This is a genomic window from Synechococcus sp. CBW1108 (genome assembly GCF_015840335.1).
Taxonomy (GTDB): domain Bacteria; phylum Cyanobacteriota; class Cyanobacteriia; order PCC-6307; family Cyanobiaceae; genus Cyanobium_A.
This window is the reverse complement of record NZ_CP060395.1, coordinates 2,591,342-2,613,872: the sequence shown is the minus strand read 5'-3', so window position 1 is coordinate 2,613,872 and position 22,531 is coordinate 2,591,342. Positions and strand designations below refer to the sequence as shown.

Annotated in this window: 20 protein-coding genes and 1 pseudogene; 17 read left to right on the top strand and 4 right to left on the bottom strand. The window is 62.9% G+C overall.

Annotation, left to right across the window (positions count from 1 at the left end; translation table 11 throughout):
• Positions 1-23: 23 nt before the first annotated feature.
• From H8F27_RS14100 to H8F27_RS14085, 4 genes are read left to right on the top strand one after another with little or no spacing between them, the layout of a single operon-like run.
• Entirely contained in the window at positions 24-1,553 is a 1,530-nt protein-coding gene (locus H8F27_RS14100) for a cryptochrome/photolyase family protein (protein WP_197148859.1), read from the top strand.
• A gap of 38 nt (positions 1,554-1,591) precedes the next feature.
• Entirely contained in the window at positions 1,592-2,167 is a 576-nt protein-coding gene (gene hemJ, locus H8F27_RS14095; RefSeq protein WP_197153594.1) for a protoporphyrinogen oxidase HemJ, read from the top strand.
• Positions 2,160-2,825, top strand: coding sequence for a PHP domain-containing protein (locus H8F27_RS14090; protein ID WP_197148858.1), 666 nt, complete (start codon positions 2,160-2,162; stop codon positions 2,823-2,825). Before hemJ ends, H8F27_RS14090 begins: the two co-directional genes overlap by 8 nt.
• A 29-nt stretch (positions 2,826-2,854) precedes the next feature.
• On the top strand, positions 2,855-3,400 hold the full coding sequence (locus tag H8F27_RS14085; protein ID WP_197148857.1) for a hypothetical protein: 546 nt from the start codon (positions 2,855-2,857) through the stop codon (positions 3,398-3,400).
• A 20-nt stretch (positions 3,401-3,420) separates the two neighbouring features.
• Here the strand turns inward: H8F27_RS14085 and cobN are convergent, their stop codons facing one another.
• The gene (gene cobN, locus H8F27_RS14080) at positions 3,421-7,113 is read right to left on the bottom strand and encodes a cobaltochelatase subunit CobN (protein ID WP_197148856.1); all 3,693 of its coding nucleotides are present in this window, start codon (positions 7,111-7,113) and stop codon (positions 3,421-3,423) included.
• Positions 7,114-7,199: 86 nt separating this feature from the next.
• Between cobN and H8F27_RS14075 the strand changes: the two genes are divergently transcribed.
• Genes H8F27_RS14075 through H8F27_RS14065 form a run of 3 tightly spaced genes read left to right on the top strand, consistent with a single transcriptional unit; the run spans position 7,200 to position 12,101 of the window.
• Positions 7,200-8,117, top strand: coding sequence for a branched-chain amino acid transaminase (locus H8F27_RS14075; RefSeq protein ID WP_197148854.1), 918 nt, complete (start codon positions 7,200-7,202; stop codon positions 8,115-8,117).
• Entirely contained in the window at positions 8,087-11,773 is a 3,687-nt protein-coding gene (metH, locus tag H8F27_RS14070; protein ID WP_197148847.1) for a methionine synthase, read from the top strand. Before H8F27_RS14075 ends, metH begins: the two co-directional genes overlap by 31 nt.
• 55 nt (positions 11,774-11,828) lie before the next feature.
• Positions 11,829-12,101 carry a DUF4090 family protein gene (locus H8F27_RS14065; RefSeq protein WP_197148846.1) on the top strand — a complete coding sequence of 91 codons (273 nt, stop codon included), beginning with the start codon at positions 11,829-11,831 and terminating at the stop codon, positions 12,099-12,101.
• A gap of 67 nt (positions 12,102-12,168) precedes the next feature.
• Here H8F27_RS14065 and H8F27_RS14060 read toward each other — a convergent pair whose 3' ends face one another.
• A complete protein-coding gene (locus tag H8F27_RS14060) occupies positions 12,169-12,396 on the bottom strand; it encodes a hypothetical protein (protein WP_197148845.1) in 228 nt (75 codons plus the stop codon).
• A 198-nt stretch (positions 12,397-12,594) separates the two neighbouring features.
• Here H8F27_RS14060 and H8F27_RS17755 point away from each other — a divergent pair, with 198 nt between their 5' ends.
• Complete coding sequence (locus tag H8F27_RS17755; RefSeq protein ID WP_255517704.1) at positions 12,595-12,978, top strand: DUF2237 family protein; 384 nt, start codon at positions 12,595-12,597, stop codon at positions 12,976-12,978.
• 6 nt (positions 12,979-12,984) lie between these two features.
• Here H8F27_RS17755 and H8F27_RS14050 read toward each other — a convergent pair whose 3' ends face one another.
• Positions 12,985-13,746, bottom strand: a complete 762-nt coding sequence (locus H8F27_RS14050) for an SDR family NAD(P)-dependent oxidoreductase (protein WP_197148843.1) — start codon at positions 13,744-13,746, stop codon at positions 12,985-12,987.
• Between the two features lie 78 nt (positions 13,747-13,824).
• Here H8F27_RS14050 and H8F27_RS14045 point away from each other — a divergent pair, with 78 nt between their 5' ends.
• The 9 genes and pseudogenes from H8F27_RS14045 to H8F27_RS14010 all read left to right on the top strand — a co-directional run bounded on the left by H8F27_RS14045 (position 13,825) and on the right by H8F27_RS14010 (position 21,333).
• The gene (locus H8F27_RS14045) at positions 13,825-14,748 is read left to right on the top strand and encodes an NAD(P)H-dependent glycerol-3-phosphate dehydrogenase (protein WP_197148842.1); all 924 of its coding nucleotides are present in this window, start codon (positions 13,825-13,827) and stop codon (positions 14,746-14,748) included.
• A complete protein-coding gene (locus H8F27_RS14040; protein WP_197148841.1) occupies positions 14,745-15,650 on the top strand; it encodes a PhzF family phenazine biosynthesis protein in 906 nt (301 codons plus the stop codon). Before H8F27_RS14045 ends, H8F27_RS14040 begins: the two co-directional genes overlap by 4 nt.
• Positions 15,650-16,603, top strand: a complete 954-nt coding sequence (locus H8F27_RS14035) for a SpoIID/LytB domain-containing protein (protein ID WP_231596304.1) — start codon at positions 15,650-15,652, stop codon at positions 16,601-16,603. The genes H8F27_RS14040 and H8F27_RS14035 overlap by 1 nt, the downstream gene beginning before the upstream one ends.
• Positions 16,593-17,420, top strand: a complete 828-nt coding sequence (locus tag H8F27_RS14030; protein ID WP_197148840.1) for an ATP adenylyltransferase — start codon at positions 16,593-16,595, stop codon at positions 17,418-17,420. Before H8F27_RS14035 ends, H8F27_RS14030 begins: the two co-directional genes overlap by 11 nt.
• A 103-nt stretch (positions 17,421-17,523) precedes the next feature.
• On the top strand, positions 17,524-18,366 hold the full coding sequence (locus H8F27_RS14025; protein WP_197148838.1) for a sigma-70 family RNA polymerase sigma factor: 843 nt from the start codon (positions 17,524-17,526) through the stop codon (positions 18,364-18,366).
• Positions 18,350-18,601 (top strand): hypothetical protein, encoded by a 252-nt coding sequence (locus H8F27_RS14020; protein ID WP_197148837.1) that lies wholly within the window; start codon positions 18,350-18,352, stop codon positions 18,599-18,601. The genes H8F27_RS14025 and H8F27_RS14020 overlap by 17 nt, the downstream gene beginning before the upstream one ends.
• Before the next feature lie 111 nt (positions 18,602-18,712).
• The gene (locus H8F27_RS14015; RefSeq protein WP_197148836.1) at positions 18,713-20,290 is read left to right on the top strand and encodes a DUF3370 family protein; all 1,578 of its coding nucleotides are present in this window, start codon (positions 18,713-18,715) and stop codon (positions 20,288-20,290) included.
• 2 nt (positions 20,291-20,292) lie between these two features.
• Positions 20,293-20,421 (top strand): annotated as a pseudogene (locus tag H8F27_RS17750) (ribbon-helix-helix protein, CopG family); the annotation flags it as partial.
• A gap of 189 nt (positions 20,422-20,610) precedes the next feature.
• Positions 20,611-21,333 carry a J domain-containing protein gene (locus H8F27_RS14010; RefSeq protein ID WP_231596690.1) on the top strand — a complete coding sequence of 241 codons (723 nt, stop codon included), beginning with the start codon at positions 20,611-20,613 and terminating at the stop codon, positions 21,331-21,333.
• Between the two features lie 642 nt (positions 21,334-21,975).
• Here the strand turns inward: H8F27_RS14010 and H8F27_RS14005 are convergent.
• Positions 21,976-22,470 (bottom strand): allophycocyanin subunit alpha-B, encoded by a 495-nt coding sequence (locus tag H8F27_RS14005; protein ID WP_197148834.1) that lies wholly within the window; start codon positions 22,468-22,470, stop codon positions 21,976-21,978.
• Between the last annotated feature and the right edge of the window lie 61 nt (positions 22,471-22,531).

Genomic DNA, 22,531 nt, shown 5'->3' with positions numbered 1-22,531 from the left:
CATCGCAGCCCCTGGAGTGAGCCGTGAAGGGGGTCTGGGTGCTCGGCGACCAGCTCTCGCCAAGCCAGGCGGCCCTCGCCAGCCTCGCTGCGGCAGAAGCAAGAGTGCTGTTGATCGAAAGCACTTCGGTGCTGCAGAACCGCCGCTACCACCGCCAGAAGCTGGTGCTGGTGTGGAGTGCCATGCGCCACTTCGCCACCGAGCTGCGCCAGAGCGGCTGGAGCGTTGACCACCGCGAAGCCTCCACCTTTGCCGATGCTCTGCAGAGCTGGATCACGGAACAGGGCATCAGCGAACTGCATCTGATGGAGCCAGCCGAGCGCCCCTTCCGAATGGCGATCGAGCGGCTGGACCTGGCAGTGCCGTTGGTATGGCATCGCTCCAATGCCTTCCTCTGGAGCCGGGAGGAATTCGCGGCCTGGGCGCGGCCCTACAAGCAGCTGCGCATGGAGCTGTTTTACCGGCAGGGCCGCAAGCGTTTTGACGTGTTGATGGGCGACGACGGTCAACCCCTCGGCGGCCAGTGGAATTTTGATCACGACAACCGCAAGGCCCCGCCCAAGGGTTTGGCCGGCCCAGAACCCTTGGCCTTTGCGCCGGATGGGACCACCGGCGCAGTGATCGCCAAGGTGGAGCGCCTTGCCACGGAGCTGGAGGCGGATGGGGTGGGTCCTCTCCCTGGGCAGAGTGAACCCTTCGGCTGGGCCGTGACCCGCAGCCAGGCACTGGCGGTGTTGGAGCACTTCATCGCCACCCGCCTCGATGGCTTCGGACCTTTCCAGGACGCCATGGTGAGCGGCCAACCCAGCCTGTGGCACGCCCTGCTCTCCCCTTATCTCAACATTGGCCTGTTGCATCCGCTTGAGGTGATCCAGCGGCTGGAGCAGGCGGGCCTGGAGCAGGGCACCCCCCTGGCCTGCCTCGAAGGGGTGATCCGCCAGATCCTGGGTTGGCGCGAATACACCAACGGCCTCTACTGGTGGTTTGGCGCCGACTATCCCCAGCACAATCACTTCGCTGCCAATCTCCCCCTGCCCGAATGGCTGGAGCAGCTGGGCGGCAGTGGCATGGCCTGTATGGACACGGTACTGGCCGAGCTCAACGCCAGTGGCTACGCCCACCACATTCAAAGGTTGATGGTGCTGGCCAACTACGGCCTGATAGCTGGGCTGGATCCCCAGGCCTTCACCGCCTGGTTTCACCGGATGTTCATTGATGGCTATGACTGGGTGATGCAGACCAACGTGCTCGGCATGGGGCTGTTCGCCGATGGCGGCCTGCTGGCCAGCAAGCCCTACGCCGCCAGCGGCAACTACATCAACCGGATGAGCACCTACTGCAAGAGCTGCCGCTATAACCCCAAACAGCGCACGGGCCCGACGGCCTGCCCTTTCAATACCCTCTACTGGGACTTTTTAGCCCGTCATGCCCAGGAGCTGCGCCGCAACCCCCGCATGGCCCTGGTGATGAAGCAGCTCGAGCGGATCCCCGACGAAGAGCTGGCGGCGATCCGGGCTGCTGCTGCTGTCGCGGGTGCCAGGAACCTATCTTGATGGATGCCCAACCAACCCCTGCCATGCCCCTGCTGGCCATGAGTTGGCCCCCGGAGGCCTATCTCTGGTTCAAGACCCTCCACATCGTGGGGGTGGTGGTGTGGTTTGCCGGACTTTTCTACCTGGTGCGGCTGTTCATCTATCACCGCGAGGCTGGAGAGCTTGAAGCCCCCTTGCGGCAGGCCTTTCAAGACCAATACGCGCTGATGGAGCGCCGGCTGGCCAACATCATCACTACCCCGGGCATGGTGGTGGCCGTTGTCTGTGCGGCGGGGTTGCTGAGCGTCAACCCGACCTGGCTTCAGCAGGGCTGGATGCACGCCAAGCTGGCTTTCGTGGCGACACTGCTGGCCTATCACGCCTTTTGCTATCGGTTGATGGGCCAGCTCAACAGGGGAGCCTGCAGCTGGAGCCCCAAGCAATTGCGGGCGTTAAACGAGCTGCCCACCCTGCTGCTGGTGGTCGTGGTGATGCTGGTGGTGTTCAAGAACCAATTCCCCACTGGTGCCGCCACCTGGTTCATGGTGGCCCTGGTGGTGTTCATGGCCGCCTCAATTCAGTTTTATGCCCGCTGGCGGCGGTTGAGGGCTGAGGGGCTGGCTGCAAATGGCTGATGCTGGCTCGCCACTGCACCCCCTGCGCCCGGTGCTGGAGCAGATCACTCCCACCTGCTGCCCGGGCAGGGTGAACTTTCACTGCCACACCACCTTCAGCGATGGCAGTCTCAGTCCCGACCAACTTGCTCAGAGGGCCCTAGAGCTGGGCCTGGAACATCTGGCGATCACTGACCACCACAGCATCGCCGCCCATGCCCCCGTCACGTCGTTGTTTCGCGCCATAGCCGATAGAGGCGGGCCCGTACCCAGATTCTGGCGGGGAGTCGAGATCAGCTGCCTCCTGGAGGGCTGCCTGGTCCATGTGCTGGCACTTGGCTTCGGTGAAGACCATCCCAGCCTGGAGCCCTACCTGCAGGGCCATGCTGCGGTGGGGCCGGCGCTGCGGGCCGAGGCCGTCCTGCGGGCCGGCCAACACGCGGGAGCCCTGATGCTGCTTGCCCATCCCGCCCGTTACCGGATCCCTTTCAAGTGGCTCATCAGTGCAGCCGATCAGCTTGGCTTCGATGGGGCTGAGGCCTGGTACGACTACGAGCAAAACGACAATTGGACCCCTACTCCCATCGTCTGCGAAACAATCGCAGCCGAGCTGCGGGAGCGGGGCCTATTGATGAGTTGTGGCACCGATACCCATGGCTTGACCCTCCACGGCCGCTAGGGTTGTAGGGAGTCTTCACCTGCTGCACGATGGGTCTGTTCGATCGCCTGCTTGCACCTCGCGGCAGCACCCCTCCCGCCAACAACACTCCCGCCAAACCGAAAAAAGAAGTTGAAAGCTTCTTTCTCGACGCCGATGCCTCCAGCAGCATGGGCAACGTCGACTTCATGCGCCGCTCCAACACCATCCGGCACACCTTTCCAGGTACCGCTGACAGCCCTGGTAACAAGGAGATGATTGCCGAGGTGGCATCAATGGAATCCAAGCTGGAGATGATGTCTGAGGGTTTGGCCGGCATCAGCAGCCAGCCGGAAACCGTTGACCTCAGCGGCGGCATCCCCAAACCGGTCAAAAAGACCTTTGCCCAGACCATGTCTGCCGCGGAGCTCGAGCAACGCAAAAAGGGGTCGGCCTTTGGCGTCAATGTGCCTGGGGGGCCGGCGGCAATCAAACAGGAGCAGGAGCGCTCGGCCAGTGCCCAGGCTCCCAGCCAGCCCCAGATCAGCAAGCAGGCCTCCGGCAAGGCAGGCGAGATCGACCCCTTCAAGCAAATGGTGCGCGATCTGACCAGCTGAGCGGGGCCCAACCCGGCCGATCAGCCCTGCTCAATCTTCGCTTCACTTGTCAAAACCAGCTGGCGCAGGTGTTCCAGCTGGTTTTGGTTGGCCCCCTCCCACAGGCCCCGGTGATGGGCCTCCAGCAAGCGCTCAGCCATATCGCGCAGGGCCCAGGGGTTGGCTTGTTCCAGGAAACTCCGCACCGACCTATCCCCTAACCACTGATCGCAGATAGCGCCGTAACCCCAATCGGGAACACAACCGGTGCTGGCGTCATAGGCAAACAGGTAATCGAGGCTGGCGGCCATTTCGAAACCACCCTTGTAGCCGTGCTGCTGCATGGCCCCAATCCAGCGGGGATTGAGCACTCGGCTGCGCAAAACCTTGTCAAATTCCCGCTCCAGGCGGTGGAGCCTCGGCCGGGCCGAGCGGGAGTGGTCGCCAAACCAAAGGGCCGGCCGCTGGCCGGAGACTCGCTCCACGGCGGCGCTCAGGCCCCCCTGGAATTGGTAGTAGTCATCGGAGTCGAGCAGGTCATGTTCTCGGTTGTCCTGGTTGTGCAGCACCACCTGCACGGCGCCCAGCCGCTGCTCAAGTCCGGCCCGATCGGCCCGGGCCTCGATTCCAGCCTGGCCGTCATAACGCCAGCTGCTCCAGTTGAGAAAGGCGTCGCCGAGGTCGCCGCGGTCTTCCCAATGACCCCCATCGATTAAACCCTGCAGGCCGGCTCCGTAGGCACCTGGTGCAGAGCCGTATACCCGGGCGCTCTGGCCCTCCCGTCGCCAGGCGGCGGCAAGGGGATTTTCGGCATCTGCCTCCTCGAGGCGGGCCACCAGCTCGGTAGCCCTATTTACCCAGGCGACCAGCTGGGGAAAGGCATCCCGAAATAGGCCGGAGATACGCAGGGTCACATCCACCCGCGGACGGCCCAGCAGGGAAAGGGGAATCACCTCCAGATCCACCATCCGCCGGGTGGGACCATCCCAAACGGGTCGGACCCCGAGTAGGGCAAGGGTCTGGGCGATGTCCTCGCCGCCATTGCGCATGGTTGCCGTACCCCATACCGAGAGGGCAAGGTTCTGGAGGTGTTCGCCCTGCTCCTGGAGGTGGAGCTCGAGCAGCAACTCGGCACTGCGGCGGCCCAGGTCCCAGGCGGCCTCGGTGGGCAGGCCGCGCAGATCCACGCTGTAGAAATTGCGCCCTGTCGGCAACAGGTCAGGTCGTCCCCTGGTGGGCGCGCCGGAGGGCCCCGCCGCAATCCGTTTACCGCCAAGACCCCGCAGGAAGGCCCCGCGTTCGGCTGGAGCGCAGGCCAGAAGGCGGGGCAGTAACTCCTGGCGAAGATGCTCCAGGGCCTTTGCCTCGGCAGCGCCGCCGGGCTCCTGCCTTTGGCCTCCCAGCTCCAGCTGCACCAGGGCCAGGGCCCGAGATTCCAGCAGGGCCGTTCCGTCGCCAACCCGTCTGGGGCTCTGGCCACCGAATGCGGCCAGCAGGCGCTGCTGGTCTGCCGGATCGAGGGGCATGTCGTCCCCATCGGCCCAGGGATCAAAGCCCAGCTGGAGATCGGTGGCGAGGGCCTGGGTGAGCCCGGGTTGCTGGGCCAGTGGGCAGCGGGCCAGGCAGAGCAGAAGCTCGGCCAACTTCCCCTGCTCCGGCAGGGTGCCATAGGTGTGGAGCCCTAGCCGAATCTGGGCCTCCTTGAGTTCGCACAGGTAACCGTCGGCAGCATCGAGCCGCCCATCCAGCTCCAGGCCTGGCCCCAGGGGAAGCTGGAGGCTCTCAAGCCGCTGGGCCAGTTGCTTGCGCAGGGGACCAGCGCGCTCGCTACCCAACTGGGTGGCCTCCCAGTATTCATCCAGCAACACCTCGAGCAGTTGGAGCTCACCGTGGAGTCCAGCCCTGCCCAGGGGGGGGGTGAGGTGGTCGAGGATCACGGCCTGGCTGCGGCGCTTGGCCTGGGAACCCTCACCAGGGTCGTTGACAATGAATGGATAGAGATGGGGCATGGGGCCGAGGGCCAGCTCGGGGAAGCAGGCGCCGCTGAGGCCCAGCCCCTTACCTGGAAGCCATTCCAGGTTGCCGTGCTTGCCCACATGAACCACGGCGTGGCAACCGAAGCACTGGCGTAACCAGAGGTATTGGGCCAGGTAGGCGTGGGTGGGGGGCAGGTCGGGGCTGTGGTAACTGAGGCTGGGATCACGGTCGTAGCCCCGCTCGGGCTGGATCAACACGACCACGTTTTCGAACCGCAAGCCGCGAATTGGGAAAGCAGGCGTCCCCCCCGGGCCCGGCTGCAAGCCAGCATCCGTTTCTGGTGGCCCCCAAACAGACTCCAGAGCTGAGCGGGCAGCTACTGGCAACTGCCGGTACCAGCTCTGGTAGGCCGCCAAGGGCAGGTGGTCGAGGGCCTGGCGGTGGCCACTCTCTGGATCATTGGTAAGGCCAGCCAACAACGCCTGGATCAGGGCTTCTCCATCAGCGGGCAGACCATCACCGAGCGCGTATCCATCCTGCTGAAGCCACTGCAACATCAGGGCAGTCGAGGCCGGGGTATCGAGGCCGACCCCATTGGCGAGTCGACTGTTGCGGGTTGGATAGTTGGCCAGCACCAGGGCAATCTGCCGCTGGGCGGCTGGGGTCTGGCGCAAGCTGATCCAGTTGGCGGTGAGCTGGGCGATCCAGGCCAGCCGCTCAGGATCAGGCTGATAGCTCTGCAGGGCAGCCGCGAGGCGGCCACTGGCACCCACCGTTTCCTTGAAGGCCCCGATTCGGGTGGTCAAGCGGCCATCCAGCTCGGGCAGGGCCACCTGCAGGGTCAGGTCAATCGGGCCCAGGCCGATACTGCTGGCCTGCCACCGCTGCCGGGGCTGGCTGCTACAGAGCAATTGGAGCACCGGCACCCCCAACCGCTCCCAGAGAGGGGCACCGAGCCCCGCCTCCTCAAACTGCACCGAGGCAAATGAGGTGCTGCACAAAACCGTCTCGACGCCCTCACGCTGAAACAGATCGGCGACTCCGCTCTGGACGGCCGGCTCGCGCAGACCACTCACCCACAGGGCCCGGGGGCTGAGTCCCGCCCTGCGCAGAGCCAAGAGGGTGGCATCCATCAGGGCCAGATCACCGGCCTGCAGCAGGGCCCGATAGACAATCACCCCCACCCGGGGGCCAGGTTCCGGGCGCCAGTCATGGGGCAACGGATCGGCCAAATGCACGGCCACAGGCGGCTGCGGGGTGCCACCGGCCAGCAAGTCCTGCAGGGTCTCCAGCAGCACTCGCAGGTTGCGAGGCCCCCCTTCACGCAGACAGCGGGCCAGAGCGATCGAGAGCTCAACTGGGGCCGTACCCAGCTCTGCCAAAACGAGCTCCTCCTCCTCCGTTCCAGCCAGCACAAGCAACTGCCGATCTGGGTGATCCGCGGCCCAGTGCTGCAACCGCTCGAGCCCATAGTTCCAGTGGCCCCGGCCCCCCAAGAGGCGCACCAGCACAAGCCGGGAGTGACACACCGTGGAGCTGAGGTAGTGGTCAACCTGGGCCGGATGGGTCAGGGCGGCCAGGTTCAGACCCCGCAGTTCGACACCCAGCAGATCGGGCTCCCGCTCGAGCAGCTGGTCAACTGCCAGCAGGTCGGTATCGGCGCTGCTGAGCAGCAACACGGGGGCCGCCGGCTGTTCAACCAGCGCTCCGGCGTCAGCAGCCCCACTCCCCCCTGGTATCGAAGCCAAGCGATGCATGACTCCATCCTGCAGGGTGCGGTGAGAAGATCAAAGTCAACGTGACCCATTTGTGTCGCGACTGCTCTGCCAGCTCCGTTGTCACCATGCACCAGTTCCTGCCCTTCGCCTGGTTCGGTGGCAAATGTGTGCCCTTTGCAGAGGCAACCCTGTCAGTGGCAACCCACGCCCTTCACTACGGAACGGGCGCCTTCGGTGGCATGCGGGCCCTGCCCAATCCCAGAGATTCGGGCGAAATTCTCCTGTTTCGCGCCGATCGCCATGCCCGGCGACTGAGCCAGAGTGCCCGCCTGCTGCTGACCGAGCTCAGCGAGGACACAATCCACCAGGCGATCAGGGAGTTTCTGCGGGCCAACAAACCGACCTGTCCGGTCTATCTGAGGCCCTTCGTCTACACGAGCGATCTGGGCATCGCGCCGCGATTGCACGATATTGAGACCGACTTCCTCATCTACGGCCTGGAACTGGGCGACTACCTCTCCCCGGACGGCGTGAGTTGCCGCATCAGCTCCTGGACCCGCCAGGAGGATCGCTCCTTGCCCCTGCGCGGCAAGATAAGTGGGGCCTACATCACCAGCTCCCTTGCCAAAACCGAAGCCGTCAAAAGTGGCTTTGATGAGGCCCTGCTGCTGAACAGCCGCGGCAAGGTGAGCGAAGCCAGTGGCATGAATCTCTTTCTTGTCCGCGACGGCGTGCTGATCACCCCGAGCGTTGACCAGGACATCCTCGAAGGGATCACTCGAGCCAGCGTGATCGAGTTAGCCCGGGCCATGGGCATTGAGGTGCTGGAGCGGCCAGTGGACAAAAGTGAGCTGTTCATCGCCGACGAGGTGTTCCTGAGTGGAACTGCTGCGAAGGTCACCCCCGTGCGCCAGGTAGAGAGCACCGAGTTACCCTTGGAGCGGCCCCTAATGGCCGCAATCCGCGAAAGGCTCACGGCTATCACAGAAGGCCGCGATTCCGCCTATGACACATGGGTAACACGAATCCGGGTAGACGGGTAACAGACGTGAATTTTCTCGAACGGCTCCACAGCGTTGATAGGCCGGTGCTGGTGTTTGACGGCGCCACCGGCACCTCGCTCCAGCAGATGGGCCTGGGTCCTGAAGACTTCGGCGGGGCGGCCCTGGAAGGTTGTAACGAAAACCTCGTGTTCACCCGGCCCGACGCGGTGCAGGAAGTGCACAGGCAGTTTCTCGAGGCCGGTTGTGATGTGATCGAAACCGACACCTTCGGGGCCACCTCACTGGTGCTGGCGGAATACGACATTGCCGACCGGAGCTTTGCCATGAATCAGCGCGCCGCAGAGCTGGCCCGCGAGATGGCGGATCGCTACACCACCCCAGAAAAGCCCCGTTTCGTGGCCGGCTCCATGGGCCCGACCACAAAGTTGCCCACCTTGGGGCATGTCGACTTCGACACCATGAAGGCCTCCTTTGCCGAGCAGGCCGAAGGCCTGCTGGCCGGGAACGTGGATCTGCTGATCGTCGAAACCTGCCAGGATGTTCTCCAGATCAAGGCGGCGCTGCAAGGCATTGAGGCGGCCTTCAGCAAGACCGGCAAACGCCGGCCGCTGATGGTGAGTGTGACGATGGAAGCCACAGGCACCATGTTGGTGGGTTCCGACATCGCCGCGGTGGTGTCGATCCTGGAGCCCTTCCCGATTGATGTGCTCGGGCTGAACTGTGCAACGGGCCCGGAGCAGATGAAGGAACACATCCGCTACCTCAGCGGGTGTAGTCCATTTGTAATAAGCTGTATCCCTAACGCCGGATTGCCAGAGAACATCGGCGGCGTTGCCCACTATCGATTGACGCCGGTGGAGATGAAGATGCAGTTAATGCACTTTGTCGAAGACCTCGGGGTGCAGGTAATCGGTGGCTGCTGTGGCACCACCCCCGAGCACATCCATGCCCTGGCCGAGCTGACGGCTGAACTCAAGCCCGCAGCCAGGGCTGTGCGAACTCCGGAAAACCGGCACGCGCGCCCCTTGCTGCAGGGGGATCCATCGGCAGCGTCGCTCTACGGCACCACGCCCTACCACCAGGACAATTCCTTTCTGATCATCGGCGAGAGGCTGAATGCCAGCGGCAGCAAGAAAGTAAGAGACCTGCTGGCGGAGGAGGATTGGGATGGACTGGTGGGGGTGGCCAGAAGCCAGGTAAAGGAAAACGCCCATGTACTCGATGTCAATGTCGACTATGTCGGTCGAGATGGCGAACGGGACATGCACGAGCTGGTGAGTCGACTGGTGACCAATGTCAACCTGCCGCTGATGCTCGATTCAACCGAGTGGCAAAAAATGGAGGCGGGTCTGAAGGTGGCTGGCGGCAAGTGCATTCTCAATTCCACCAACTATGAGGATGGCGATGAACGCTTCTTAAAGGTGTTGGAACTGGCGAAAGCCTACGGCGCCGGTGTGGTGATCGGAACCATCGATGAAGAGGGCATGGCCCGCACGGCCGAGCGCAAGTTCGCCATAGCCCAAAGGGCCTATCGGGATGCGGTGGAATATGGCATCCCGGCCCACGAGATCTTCTACGACCCCCTCGCCCTGCCCATCTCCACAGGCATCGAGGAAGACCGCCTCAACGGCACGGCAACAATCGAAGCAATCCGGCGTATCCGCAGTGACCTACCCGGGGCCCATGTGGTGCTCGGTGTCAGCAATGTGAGCTTCGGACTCTCCCCAGCGGCACGGATTGTGCTGAATTCCGTCTTCCTGCATGACTGCTGTGAGGCCGGCATGGATGCCGCAATCATCAGCCCGGCCAAGATCCTGCCCCTCGTCAAGATCAGCAACGAGCACCAGCAGGTCTGCCGAGATCTGATCTACGACCGCAGACGCTTCGAGTCTGACCAACCAGGGGCGATCTGCACCTACGACCCCCTAACTGAGCTCACCACCCTGTTTGAGGGGGTGAGTGCCAAGGAAGCCCGGGCCTCCGGGCCTTCCCTGGCCGACCTGGCCGTAGAAGCACGGCTGAAGCAGCACATCATCGATGGGGAGCGGCTGGGGCTGGACGCATCGCTCGATGAAGCCCTGCACACCTATCCTCCCCTACAAATTATCAATACCTTCTTGCTTGATGGCATGAAGGTTGTGGGGGAACTGTTTGGTTCTGGCCAGATGCAGCTGCCCTTCGTGTTGCAAAGCGCCGAAACCATGAAAGCGGCCGTCGCCTACCTGGAACCCCATATGGAGGTAATCGAAGGGGAGAGCTCGGCCAAGGCAAAATTTCTAATAGCCACGGTCAAGGGGGATGTACATGACATCGGCAAAAATCTAGTTGACATTATTCTTACTAATAACGGCTACGAAGTTATCAACCTAGGCATCAAGCAGAGCTGTGAAGCCATCATTGAAGCCCAGCTCAAACATCAGGCCGATTGCATCGCGATGAGCGGTCTACTAGTTAAGTCCACTGCCTTCATGAAGGACAATCTGGAGGCTTTTAATCAGGCCAATATCACCGTTCCGGTGATCCTCGGCGGTGCGGCCCTCACGCCTCGCTTTGTAAATGGAGATTGTCGGGCTGCCTATCGAGGCCAGGTGGTTTACGGCCGGGATGCCTTTGCCGATCTGCGCTTCATGGATGCCCTGGTAGATGCCAAGGCAGCAGGAGAATGGGACGACCACAGGGGCTTCACCGGTGAAATTCCGGACGGGGTTGGTCTCAGCGTCCCAGACCCAGCCGAGAGCTCCATGTCTGCCCCAGCTCAGGCAAAGCAGGAGCTGGCAGAGGTCGACTCTCCCAGTCCAGCTGACAGCACGACTGACAGCCCAGCCGAAAACCAGACCAACGACCACCGTTCAGCCGCGGTGGCCGAGGAGCCTGCCCTGCAGCCGCCTTTCTGGGGCAGTCAGACACTGGTGGAAACCCAGATCGATCTCGAAGAGGTCTTCTCCTACCTCGATCGCAACGCCCTGTTTGCCGGCCAATGGCAGCTCCGTAAGACCCAGCAGCAAAGCCGCGAGAGCTATGAGGCCATGCTGGCTGAGAAAGCTGAACCGGTTCTGCGCCAATGGATGCAGCGCTGCCTGAGTGAAGATTTGCTGACACCTCGGGTGGCCTATGGCTACTTCCCATGCGGCCGCAGCGGTAACGCCGTTGTGGTGTTTGACCCGGCCAACCAGGAGCGCCAGCTGGGTCGATTCGAACTCCCCCGCCAGCGCTCTGGCAACCGCTACTGCGTTGCAGACTTTTATATGGACCTGGCAGAAGATGCCTCTGGCTCGCCATTGCCCACCGATGTTTTACCCATGCAGGCAGTAACAATGGGTGAAAAAGCAACCGAATTTGCCCAAAGCCTATTCAAGGCAGACAAGTATACCGACTATCTCTACTTCCATGGCCTTGGCGTCCAGATGGCCGAAGCCCTGGCCGAGTGGGTGCATGCCCGTATCCGCAAGGAGTTGGGCTATCCAGATCCGACCACGCTGGAGCTGCGCGATGTATTAGCCCAGCGCTATCGAGGCAGTCGTTACTCCTTCGGCTACCCAGCATGTCCGAACGTCGCCGACTCGCGTCAGCAGCTTGACTGGCTTGGCGCCCAGCGAATTGGCCTCACGATGGATGAGAGCGACCAGCTTGAGCCGGAACAGAGCACCACCGCCCTGGTGGCCCTGCACAGCCAGGCCCGCTACTTCTCAGCCTGAACCCCCAGGGCTGCATGGGCCTGCACCTATCGTGGAGGCCCCTTGCTGATTCGCCATGGCCATCGCTGGCCCGGGCGGCGTTGACGCCGCGATCGCTTCAGGCCTCGACCTTGACGGCACCCCGATTCCCGCCGCCATGGTCGAGCTCTACCAGGAGGTCATGGAGCTTGAAAGTCAGCGGGCCCGCAGTGGGGTGAAAAAGTCAATGCGCAATCGAGTTGTCAAGACTGGCTCAAAACACCTCGACCAGGCGAGCCTCGATGCCCGCCTGCAGGCAGCCGGCTGGGAAGGGCTGAAGCCGAAGGAAATCGCCTTCTACTACTCCTGAGCGCAACCGGTCTTGAGAGCAACCGGCCCTGAGCGCAACCGGTTCATAGCTCAACCGGTGCGAGCCCCTAGCTGCACATCTCCTCGAGGGCGTCGATAACCTCCTGCTGGAACTCCTCCAGGTTGGCTGAGTCGCTGAGATCAATGCCCTCACCGGCGGCATTCTGGGTGAGTTCCTGAAAATGGAAGGCCCCTTCGCCATGGGCGAGGAATTCCATGGCGGAGGGTTCACCGCTTTCCTTGTAGGCGTCGCAGAGGGCCAGAAAGGCCGCATCTTCGGGGAATTCCCAGCTCATGAAGGGGGCCGCGCTGAAAAACAAGAGAAACGCGCTCTCCGACCTTTAACGCCTACCCCCCGGAATCCGTCAACCACCAGGTGCCAGTTTGTGCCGGTGTGTTGCCTTTCCAAACTGCTCAAGGGCGCCCCTGAAAGGCCCGGCCCAAAGGCCGGATCCCCCAGCCAGACTTGCCATACCCCAATCGTCACCAGGCCAGTGAACCCATCCCCCAGCCCAAACAAGCCTGCTCTCAACGTGTTGGGGGATGCCCTGGTCATTTGTGGCTGCGTGCCGATGACCGGTTGGCATCGGGATGGCTTTTGCCGCACCAATGCCTCCGACCTCGGACGCCACAGCGTCTGCTGTGTGGTGACGGAAGCCTTCCTGCGTTACAGCCAAGCCCAGGGCAACGATTTGACCACCCCGGCCCCGGCCTACGACTTTCCTGGGCTTAAACCTGGAGACCACTGGTGTGTCTGCGCTCCCCGTTGGCTGGAGGCCCATGAAGATGGCATGGCCCCGCTGGTGAGGCTTGAAGCCACCGAGATCTCTAGCCTGGAGGTGATTCCCCTGGCCCTGCTGCAGGCAAGCGCCGCCTGAGTCAGCTCACCAGGGGATCTGCTGGCCGTCCCAGGCCCAGAAGTGGCCAGTCTGCTCAGCACCGAGGGCCTCCAGCACATCCAGGAGCTGGCATGCCGAACGCTCGGGGCTGAACAGGCGGTCTGGGGGGACACCGGCCTGGAAGGGGGCCGAGAGGGGCGTGGCGGTGGTGCCTGGATGGAGCAGGCTCACGCACCCCTGGGGCCGGCGGCGGCGCCATTCCAGGGCCAGGGTGCGCAACAGCTGGTTCTGGGCTGCCTTGGCTGCCCGGTAGGCATACCAGCCGCCAAGCTGGTTGTCGCCGATGCTGCCCACCCGGGCCGAGAGACTGGCGAAGTGGAAGGGTTGATCTGGGGGCAAGACGGCCTCGACCGCCTGGGCCACCAGGAGGGGCGCAAAGGCATTCACCGCAAAGCTGCGTTCCAGGGCTTGGCGATTCACCTGGCTGAGTCGTTTCTCCGGCAGCAGGCCCGGCCCATGCAGGATCCCGGCGGTGTGGATGACAAGGCGCAGCGGCTGCCAGGCCTCAAGGGTTGTGGCCAGGCTGGCCAGGCTGGCGTCGTTGCCCAGGTCAAGCGGCAGGTGAACGCTGCCTTGCCAGCGCTCTTGAGCACCCTGGCGCCAGTCCTGGCGGGAAGCTCCCAAGAGTGTCAACTGGGGAGCTCGCCGCTCGAGCTCCGCCAGCAGGGCCTGGCCGATGCCACCGCAGCCGACCACCAGGGCCGATCCCTGCCAGGAAGACCACTCTCCTGCCGCGCCAGGTCCCATCCGAATACCCCCTAGCTGGAGCGGCACAGCATCCTTGTCGCATGATGGCAGGGCTATCAGCCCACTGCTTTTGGTTCGATGGGCCTTCGCATTGCCGTACTGGGCCTGGGAGCCTGGGGAGAAACCCTTCTGGAGCGCTGGCAGGCCCAGGGCCACACCGTGGTGGGCTGGTCCAGGCGCACCGGCGGCAGCGCCCCCGACCTGCTGACCGATCAAGACCTGGTGGTCTCGGCAGTGGCAATGGCCGGTGTGCTCCCCCTGGCAGCGGAACTCGCACCCCACTGGCCTACGGGGCTGCCCCTGCTGAGCTGCAGCAAGGGTCTGGACCTTCGCCAGCTGGCGACAGCTACCCAGCTCTGGGCAGCGCACCTGGGGGATGCCCCCCTACTGGTTTTGAGCGGTCCGAATCTGGCTACGGAAGTGCGGCAGGGACTGCCGGCTGCATCGGTGCTGGCCTGCAGCGACCCCCAACTGGCCACTGCGATGCAGCTCCAACTCAGCGACCGTGGACTGAGGCTTTACACCAATACGGATCCAATCGGCACCGAGGCTGCCGGTGCCCTCAAGAACGTGATGGCCCTGGCTGCGGGCATCTCCGATGGCCTGGCCCTTGGTGCCAATGCCAAGGCCTCCCTGCTCTGTCGCGGGCTGGCGGAGATCGGGGTGGTGCTCGAGGGCCTCGGTGGCCTCACCAGCACCCTCTACGGCCTGGCTGGTCTCGGCGACCTGCTCGCCACGGCCAACAGCAGCTTGAGCCGCAACTACCGCTGCGGCCTGCTCCTGGCTCAGGGTTACAACGAAGAGCAGGCCAATGCCCAGATTGCGGCCACGGTTGAGGGCACCCGCACCGCCAGGGCTGCCCTGCAGCTGGCCGAACGCCATAGCTGGCACCTGCCGATCTGTGAACAGGTGGTGAGGGTTCTCGATGGGCTCACCACCCCGGCAGAGGCGGTGAAGGCCCTGATGGAGCGGGGCCTGCGGCCCGAAATGGTCGAGCCATGAACACGGCCCTGCCGGCCCTGCTGGTGGAGGCCTTCGCGACCGGCCCCTGCAGCGGCAATGGGGCCGCCGTGGTGCTGCTCGATCAGCCCCTGGGTAATGGCTGGCTGCAGGGCATAGCCCGCAGCCTTAACCAGTCGGAAACCGCCTTCCTGCTCCACCAACAGGGGCAGTGGTGCCTGCGCTGGTTTACCCCAACCTGCGAGGTGCCCCTTTGCGGCCATGGAACCCTGGCGGCCCTGCTCGCCCTGGGCCACTGGGGGCTTCTCCAGCCAGGCCAACGCTGCCACCTGCTCAGCCGCAGCGGCCCCCTGGAAGCGACCCTCGGCAACTCCGCCTGCACCGGGCAGATCGTCTTGCCAAGTGGGGGGCTGATCCCTGCTGAGGCCTCCAGCGGCCTGGTTGGCCTGCTGGAGGCCCGCTTGGGCGCCGGCCCAGTGTCCTACTGGAGATCAGAGCTTGGCTACCGGGTGGCCCTGCTGCCACCCGGTAGTCTCCTGGAGGCCATGGCAGGACTGGCTGGGGAGCTGGAGCCCCAGGATCGCGGCGGCCTGATCTTGATGCTCGATTGCGGTGACAGGCCCAAAGAACTACGCCCAACCGTGCTCGGCCAACCGGCCGATTACCAGCTGCGCTTTTTTGCCCCAGGCCTGGGCATTGCCGAGGATGCCGTTACCGGCTCGGCCCATGCGCTGGTGGCACCGTTCTGGCTCAACCATCACGGCCGCAGCTCCGTGGTGGGCTGGCAGTGTTCACACCGACCTGGCGGAATGGTCTGCGAATTGGCATCCTCAGGCATGATCCGTCTCAGCGGCTCGGGCCATCTTCTGTGGAACGGCACCTTGCATGGGCAAAGCGATGGCTCCGGGGCAGGCTCCTGGGCCTCCCTGCTGGCCGCCGGCTGATGCTGGTGGCGCCGATGGCCCTAGTGGCTGTTGCAGTTGGCTTTGCTGCCCAGGGGCTGGCGCCCCAGCCCTATGGCGCCGCCCACGGGGAGTTGCTCGACGCCCTGATCGACACCCCAGCCCCCGCCGCTGATACCGCCAGCGAAGCGGCCGAGTTGCGGCCGGTGGAGGCCCGCCGGGCCGCAGTGCCAGATCCACAAGCAGCCCCGGGCAAGCTGGGCCTGGTGGAGCCGGAAGCCGGCCCGCCGGTCGATCTGGAGATTCGCGTGGCCCTGCTCAATGCCGGTGCGACCCCCACCCTCTCGGCCAGCGGGGCCTGGCAACTTCTGAATCGACAAGGGATGGTTTTGCAGCAGGGAGGTCCTGGAGACCAGGTTTCCCTCACTGCCCTAGGCAGCTCCGAATCCGAAGCCTGGCTACAGACCAATGGCTCAGCCCTGCTGGTCAATGGCCAGCCCTATGGCGGCAGGCTGCGCCTTATCCGTGAGCAGGGAGGACTCAGGCTGGTGAACCATCTGGGGCTGGAGATGTACATAGCCGCAGTGGTAGGGGCCGAAATGCCGAGCAGCTGGTCGATGGAGGCCCTGCGGGCCCAAGCGGTGGCTGCTCGCTCCTATGCCCTGGCCCACATGGCCAGGCCAGCCAATCGCCATTGGCACCTCGGCAACACCACTCGCTGGCAGGCCTACAAGGGGCTGGAGCGCAGCAACACCAGAACCCGCTCAGCCACAGCCAGCACCGCCGGTCTGATCCTGAGTTACCAGGGAGGAATTGTCGAAAGCCTCTACGCGGCAAACCGCCAGATCAGCCTGGAAGCCCATGGTCACCTGGGGGCCAGCATGAGTCAGCACGGGGCCCAGGATCTTGCCCAGCAGGGCTACCGCTACAACCAGATCCTCGGCCACTACTACCAGGGCGCATCCTTAGCACGCCTCAAGGCCGGTGCGCTCTGAGCTCCTGTGGCGGCGGGCGCTGCAGCGCTCGGCTGAGGCAGAGCTGGCTGGCGCCCTAGTGCCCCTGGCCACCGAGCTGCTGGAGCACCCGAGGATCGGGCCATTTGTCCTGCGCCGCCTCTTGAGTTCCACGCCCAAGCATCTGCGCCAAGGCGGCCCCAAAGCCAACCCCTTCCTGCCCTGGGAAGGGGCTCTGGAGGTGGAGCGGCTCAGCACAGGTCATGTGGTGCTGCTCAACAAGTACCCGGTGCAACCTGGCCACCTGTTGCTGATAACCGCGGACTGGCAGCCCCAGGCGGGCTGGATCAGGCCAGAGGACTGGCAGGCCGTGGGCCATCTGGCAGGGGATACGGCTGGGCTGTGGTTTTTCAACAGTTCTGCCCCAGCTGGGGCAAGCCAGCCCCACCGCCATCTGCAGTTGCTGCCCAGGCGGGCAGGGGAGGCGAGCTGTCCCCTGGCGGCCCTGTGTGAAGCCCAGCTACAGCAGCGCCAGTGGCCATGGGCCTATCGAATCAGCAGGCGCCATGACCCGATTGGCTGCAGCGATCTGCCTGACCTCTACCGGCACCATGCCGAGCAACTGGGCTTTGGTTCGCCCCAGCAGGATTCCCAGCCCCTGCATCCCTACAACCTGCTGTTCGATGACCGTTGGTTGTTGACGGTGCGGCGCAGCCGCGAACATTGCGCTGGCTTCAGCATCAACGCCCTGGCCTTTGCGGGATACCTGCTTGCCACGGAAAAATCCGATCTCAGCTGGCTAGAGCAGCAGGGTCCCTGGCAGCTGCTGCAGGCGGTCGCCAGTCCAGCAACTGGGTAGATCTGGGGAGCATTCCGTAATTCCACGGTTGCAGCAGGGGCAGAGGTTGGGGCTGTTTGGAAAGGAAGGGGTCCACTCCCCTGCCTGATGCCCCACTATTTCGATGTCCGACAAGTCCAGAGCCACCGCCGCACCAACAGCTGCCCAGAGGAGCCAGGCTCACCTCCAGCGCAATCAAAGGGTCGACCAATACCGCAGTTTGGTGACTCCTATCGCGGTGCATTACGGCCGCCGCTGCCCCGAACCGATCGAAGATCTGATCCAAGTTGGTCTGCTGGGTCTGCTGCGGGCCGCCGAACTCTTTGACGCCCAGACCCGGACTCCCTTCGAGGCCTTTGCCAGACCCCACATTCGCGGAGCAATCCTCCACTACCTCAGGGATTCCGCCCTGGCCGTGCGCTTGCCACGCCGTCAGATGGAGCTCCACGACAAACTGCGTCAAGTGCAGGCGAACTGGCACAAAACCCATGGCCAAGAGGCCAACTCGGAGGATCTGCGCAGGGCCCTGGACCTGAGTATCCCGCAGTGGCAAGAGCTGCAAAGGGGTAAGGCCATGGCTCGGCCGATCGGTCTGGCAGATGGGGTGATCGAGGCCTGGGCCGAACAGGCTGTCGATCGAGAAGTCGGGTCAGCTCAACAAGGGTCAGCCGAACCAAATGGCGAGGGGGAGTACCAGTTGAGACTGAAGCGTCAGTGGGCCTGTCTTAAGCCCGAGCTTCGCCAAGTGGTCGACAAAGTAGTCATATCTGGGTGGACTTACCGGCGCACCGCAGCCCTGTTGAAGGTGAGTCCCATGACGGTGCAGAGGCGGCTCAAGCGCGGGTTGGCTGAGCTGCGCCAAGGGCTGGGCCGTTCGGCCAATCCACCTATCAGCAGCCAGCTCAGTAGCCCGGTCAGCTGCCCGAGCTGCCGCCATCGCGGACAATCTGTTGCTCCAGCGTGCTGATCGCCGCATTTACAGCGGCCAACTGACGTTCGACCCCGTCGCGCCAAAACTGAAGCATGCGCAGTTTGCGCTGCTGGTGGCGGCGCCAGTTGTCGTGGCCGCCTTCGTCGCCAACTGGACAGCAGCCAAAGGGGGGAAACATGAGAAAGTGGATCAAAGCCCAATGGTTCTAGCGAGCCAAAGCGGTGGGCCGAGTGCCTTGTTTCCCCCGGAAATGGCCATGAAACAGCCTTAGCGTGACTAATGCTTCAAGCTCAGCAGCGCTCACCAAATTGCCTCCAAGGGCAAATCCCTCGAAAAGCCCCACCAGCTCCTTCATTTGAGACCAGTCGACTGCCGCTCCCCAATGGGCCCGTTGCCCCTGCTCCTTGCCCTCGCCCTCGGCATGGGTGGCATCGGCTTCGAGGCGCGCCCGGCAGCTGCCTATGTGGCCTTGATGGCCGGCCAGAAAGCCCAGCCCCTCAATGGCAACTTCAACAAGGTGCCCGTTCTCCATTCCAACCAACCGGAGGAGGTTGAGGGACCCGGCATCTTGATCAACACCGCCCCTGGCTACGCCTATGCGGCCGAAACCGGCCAACCCCTACGCAACGCCCAATACAACTTCAACGGCGAATTTGGGGTGCACATGCACCACAAATACTTTCCACCTAACCGGGGCCAGCTCTCCCGCTCATCCCGCCGGCCTGAACTCACCCTTGCATTGATTCTGATCAATCCAGGTGGGCGCGCGGTCCATATCCGATTTGAGAATGGAGCCGTGCGTAACAGCTTTGAAGCACCTTATCTCCAGGAATACAAGATGGGGGTCAGGCCGCTTGGGCCCAGGCCCTGGAATACGGGCCCTGGTGATGCGACTGCCATCCAGGTGCTGCGGGGCAGGCTTGATCCAAAACTTGCCGACGAAATCACTATTCCAGCGCGCAGTCGCCTTGTTCTGTTTCAAACCCAGCTCCCCGCCCTGGGTATAGCTAATGCCCTGCTCAAGGGACGCAGTGACGGCCCCTTTCAAATGGCGGTGGTGGCGGCCAAGGAAGCCACCAGCGAGTGTGACCTGCTGACGGTTTTGGACCAGGGGAGACTGGCCCCAGGCAGGGTTTACCTCAACCGCATTGCTGACATCAACGGGCGTCGAGTCTTCTCCCGGGTAGGTGGCGTGGCGATTGGGGATGGGTACACGGCCAGCCTTACTTACGACCTGGATGCCAATGGCCCGCTGCATGTGCCCCTGACCAGCACCATTCGCCATAACTTCGGCACCCGTGAAGTGCAGGTCAATCCCCTGGCCAGTCGCATGATCGATTCCTCCCTAGACAACGTCGGCACCTACGGAGTGCGATTTGACGTCGACCTCAATCTCAAGGGTTCAGGGCCGTACGAGTTGGTGCTGAGCCACCCGGTAGCCAGTGGCGCTTCAAAACCATTCATAGCCTTTCGTGGCTCCCTGCAAATCCGTTCGGAGGAGGGCCTCCAGGAAGTCCACGTGGGAATGCGTTCAGGTCAGAGCCTTTCGCTCGCACAATTAAACCTGCGCGCTGGTCAACTGAACCCGGTGCGAGTCAGCCTGGTTTATCCGGCCGATGCAACCCCAGGCCATCTATTGAGCATTCTGCCTGCAAGTCAACATGCAATATTCCAGGCGCGGGAGCGCCAAATAGAGCTGGCACGTAACGCCGCAGGATCTGCCCCAGCCGCAGCGCCCATCAGCCCCCCTGAGTTGACGGAAGCAGACGGGTTGCTGGCACCCATCGAATTCACACCTGTGGCGCCCCTTACCCCGGTGCCCCCGCTGATTCCCCCCATGACACCACCCCCTAGTTACCGCGGGAGCCAGCCCAGCCCCATGAGCCAATCTCTCTACGATCGATATCAACAGGCGCTGGAAGCACAGCAGCAAATGTTGCGCGGCCTGATGGGCCGTTAGGGATGGCTCCAACCCATGAATCGCAGCGGCGCCGCTTCAGCCTGGAGCTACCGGTAGAACTGCTCGGCAAGATTGACGCGTTAAAAGCAGAATGGGGATTGCGCAGTCGCGGAGATATTGTTGAAAGGCTTTTGCATGAACTATTCACAGATACGTCAGTAGTTGAGCAAGCAACACCTCAACCAGACCAGCCAGAAGCCAGAGCAACCGATGACCTAACCGGAAGTGCAGGAGCCTCCACATTCAATGAACAGGGCGCCCTAGTACTGATGTCCAGTGGGGTAAATGGAGATCTTTGCCTCGAGTTGGGCGAAGTTGACTTGAACACCCCAGCTGCGCCAAGGCCCCAGGCCGAACCCCGCCAGGTCGGCATCGATCTACCGGGCTTTGTGCGTCGCCAGTCGGAGCAGCTGAAAAAGAGCTTGCAGCCCCGCAGGCCTATGGAGGAGTCACCGGTTGAACTGCTGCCCCAGCTCGAAAGGGATGCCCTCGAGCAGGCCCTGGCCAGAGCTCGCGACCACTGGTTTGAACTCTATGGCAAAAGAGCCAATGAAGCCGTGCTGGAAGCAGCCATGGTGTGGTTGGCCCAGGACATCTGGCCCCAGAGTGATCAGAGCGAAGGGCAACTATTCAGCTGGTCGCTGGCCTGTGACGTTGTGGTGCATATTGCCCCCAGCTGGGGCAATGAACCCGCCAGCTTTGAGCGCGTAATGGTGATGGCCGGTCTGCTGGAGGACCCGTTCAGTACGTCCACACTTCAACTTCGCCTGCCCACCCTGATCCATCGCTTTGTCAACCGGTTCCGCAAGAGACGCAAGGGAACCTCATTCCAGACCCTGGAGCACACGATGACCCTGCATGGGGCCCTGAAATTGCTCAAGCTGCCAACTGTCCATGGGCACCGACTGACCCTTGGCGAAATTCGGGATGCGTATCGAGAACTGGCCATGAGCCACCATCCAGATTCCGGTGGCAACGAAGAAACGATGCGAAGGCTCAATGAGGCCTACCAACTGCTCAAGGAGCTCTACCGCAATAACTAGTGTCTCACGAATTTCAACTTGGACGCATTAAAAGTCTATAATAAAATCCCAGATGAGATAGCTGATGGCGACGCGGAAGTCTATCCCTGCCAGGGAAAACTGTGTTCTCGTTGCTCGAGTGTGAGACCACTTAAGCGACCCAGTGCGAGACTCGGACGGGAAAACAAACCAGACGCTTGCGTCACGCTCCGTCCTGCGCTGCTTACCAAGGTCCACTTCTAAGACCTATTAGGCGTCCAGGCATAGACGCCTGAGATCATCATTTCCGCGGTTGAGTTGCGGGGTCATGGCAGAGGTTGATCAGAGACACCCCGTAGAAATCACGAAAATTGGCAAATTCCCCATGCGATAGCCAAAAATTTCTCCATAACTACAGAGCTGGAGCGCTCGAAAGCAGGGTCCACTTGGCATGGACTTCGGTCCAGAGGGAAATCCCTACCTCAAAAGCATTCCAGCCACTGGCCTATAGATCTTGCGTAACTGTGTCTTACGCAGGTACGCAAGCTTCAAGGGGCGGTGCCCTTCAATAGCCTGTCGAGATCGCAATCTTGCATCTCATTTGAGACCATTTGCGAGTCCAATAAAAAGGCCCAGATGGGACGCGCGGCCATCTGGGCAAGTTGTGTCAGTGGGGGAGGCGCTTCAGGTGCTGGTCTGCATTCCCTGGATCAAGAAGTCAAAGTAGGGTCCGGCCAAGGCGGCTTGCTCGGCGCTGAGCAGGGAGATGGCGGCATCCTTCATGGTTCGCATTGCTTCGACCATGCCCGGCATCGGCACCCCAAGGCTGTTGTACATCTCACGGGCGCCCACCAGACCAATTTGCTGGATCATCTCGGTGCTGCCGGCGAGCACGCCGTAGGTGACCAGCCGCAAATACCAGCTGTAATCACGCAGGCACTGGGCCCTTTGCTTCTGGCCGAAGGCATTGCCTCCGGGAGCCACGTAGTCAGGGTTGCGTTGGAAGAGTTGGCGTGCCGCCTCATCCACGATTTTCTTTTCGTTGTCTGTCAGCGACCTCACCACCGTGAGCCTCTCGGCTCCCCGGCTGAGGTACTCCACCATCGATCGCAGCTCGCCGCCACTGGGATAGCGCAGCTGATCGTCTGCTTGGAGGATCAGATCCCGAACGACGCTCATCGCAGCGACCACATGCGCCTCTAACTGTATCGACTCAGCCGCTCAACCAGGCCATGGGCGG